At 65.0% G+C, this 2,451-nt stretch carries 2 protein-coding genes; both read right to left on the reverse strand.

The genetic code is table 11. The annotated features are described in order from the left end of the window. Positions 1 to 123 precede the first annotated feature (123 nt). Complete coding sequence (locus tag QZ609_RS26405; RefSeq protein ID WP_295501444.1) at positions 124 to 909, reverse strand: hypothetical protein; 786 nt, start codon at positions 907 to 909, stop codon at positions 124 to 126. 5 nt (positions 910 to 914) lie between these two features. After that, positions 915 to 2,315, reverse strand: coding sequence for a GntP family permease (locus tag QZ609_RS26410; RefSeq protein WP_295501447.1), 1,401 nt, complete (start codon positions 2,313 to 2,315; stop codon positions 915 to 917). Between the last annotated feature and the right edge of the window lie 136 nt (positions 2,316 to 2,451).

The raw sequence follows: 2,451 nt of genomic DNA on the forward strand, positions 1-2,451 counted from the left end.
ATCGGGCGCGCCTTTCTTTGCTTACTTTCTTTGGCAAGACAAAGAAAGTGAGTCAACCCCGGCAGGGGATGAAACAGGGGATGCCCCACCAACAAATAACCAAACCCATCCCATCAACCCAAATCAGGGCTTGCCCAACAACTCCCGCAGCCCCCCAGCCGGGCACTGCGCCACCAGCCGCTGCTCCGGATTCGGCCCATGCTCATTGCGAACATGAATCTCAGTGAGCGTCGCGCTTTCCCATTCCAGATGGGGCCCTGCACCCGGTGCAACAGGGTCCGAGGCAACGCCAGCGCTCCAGCGCACGATGGTGCGCTCTCGATCCCCACGCCGCACCGACAGCACATCCGCCACCATCCGATACGCGATCAGCCCAGCACCATCCGTCATCGGATGATTGAAGATCTCGTCCATCCGCGCCGGACGCGCAGTCGCCTCGAAACAGAACGGACCAAAGGCAGACGCCTGCGGCAGATCGAGGTTGACGCGCTGCTGCGCGAGCCACGCATCGAAGCGCCGGCAGGACGCCCCCGTGCGCGCAATGCGCGTCAGCCGCCAGATGATGCTGTGCGTGGGGGTGTTGGCCATGCGTGCCACATCCACGCCAAAGGGCTGGGCCAGCGTGCTGAAATCACTGCCGCTGCCCGCCAGCTTGGTCAGGAACGGCTGCTGCAGATCGAACAGCGCCCACAGGCTTTGCCCCAACTCCCCACCCACAGCCACGCCGGTTTTCGGCAGGTCGCCCGTGCGTTTGATGCTGACCAGCGCGTCGCAATGGCCGCTGAGCAGAGCTCGCTCCCATTGCGCAAAGCGGTCGGTCTCTGCCGATGCCGCTGCCACCGCCGCTGCCGCAAGGAGCGCACCGCCGGCAACGACAGCCCGCGCCAGCCGCATGCGTGACAGCACCATGACGGTTACACCATCCCGGTAATGTAGAACGTCGCAATCACGAAGAACACCGCCGCGGTCTTGATCAGCGTCACGCAGAACACATCGCGATACGCCTCGCGGTGGGTCAGGCCCGTCACCGCCAAGAGCGTGATGACAGCGCCGTTGTGCGGCAGCGTATCCATGCCGCCCGAGGCCATCGCCGCCACGCGGTGCAGCACGTCCATCGGAATGCCGGCCGATTGCGCGGCCTGCACGAACTGGTCCGCCATCGCGGCCAGCGCGATACTCATGCCACCCGAGGCCGAGCCGGTGATGCCCGCCAGCGTACTGACCGTCACCGCTTCGTTGACCAGCGGATTCGGGATCGCACGCAGCCCCTGCGCCAGCACCAGGAAGCCCGGCAGCGCCGCAATCACGCCGCCAAAGCCGTATTCCGACGCGGTATTCATCGCCGCCAGCAAGGCGCCGGACACCGCCGATTTGCTGCCCTCGGCAAAGCGCTCCTTCACGGCGCGGAAGCCGAACACGACCACCACGATGATGCCGATCAGCAGCGCCGCTTCCACCGCCCAGATCGCGGTCATCTTGTCGGCTTCCACCGTCAGCGGCTTGGGCAGGCCCGGCAGCGCAACGGTCACGACCTTGCCGTACCACGTGGGAATCCAGCGCGTGAACAGCAGGTTCATCACGCCCACCAGCACCAGCGGCGACAGCGCGACCAGCGGATGCGCGAGCTTGCCGTCGGCGGCGGTCTCCGGCTCGTTCGCCAGCTTGGCCAGGCCGTGGTCATAGCCATGACCGGCGCTGGCGGCCACGCGGCGGCGCCACTCCAGATACGCCATGCCCACCGCCAGGATAAAGATCGCGCCGGCCGTGCCCAGCCACGGTGCCGCCCACGAGGTGGTGTGGAAGAACGTGGTCGGGATGATGTTCTGGATCTGCGGCGTGCCCGGCAGCGAATCCATCGTGAACGAGAACGCACCCAGCGCAATCGTGCCCGGGATCAGGCGCTTGGGGATATTGCCCTGGCGGAACATCTCGGCGGCAAACGGGTACACCGCAAACACCACCACGAACAGCGACACGCCGCCGTACGTCAGCAGCGCACACACCAGCACGATGGACAGCATCGCCCGCCTGGCGCCCACCACGCGGATGACGGAAGCGACGATCGCGCGCGAGAAGCCCGACAGCTCGATTACCTTGCCGAACACGGCACCGAGCAGGAACACCGGGAAATACAGTTTGACGAAGCCGACCATCTTCTCCATGAAGATGCCGGCAAACACCGGCGCCACGGCGGAAGGATCGGTCAGGAGCACCGCGCCCAGGGCGGCCAGCGGTGCAAACAGGATGACGCTGTAGCCGCGATACGCGGCGAACATCAAAAACGCCAGCGCAGCCAATACGACGATGACGGACATCGGCAATCTCCTCGCACTTTTACTTTTATGAGCGAGGGATTGTATGCCGCGTTGCAGCAGTGCTTGCTTACGCAATCACCCGTATTGAACTGCGTCCGGGATTGGCGTTCGGCGCAGGGCCAGTAGGATCAGCGAC

The organism is uncultured Ralstonia sp., from assembly GCA_913056305.1.
GTDB lineage: Bacteria > Pseudomonadota > Gammaproteobacteria > Burkholderiales > Burkholderiaceae > Ralstonia.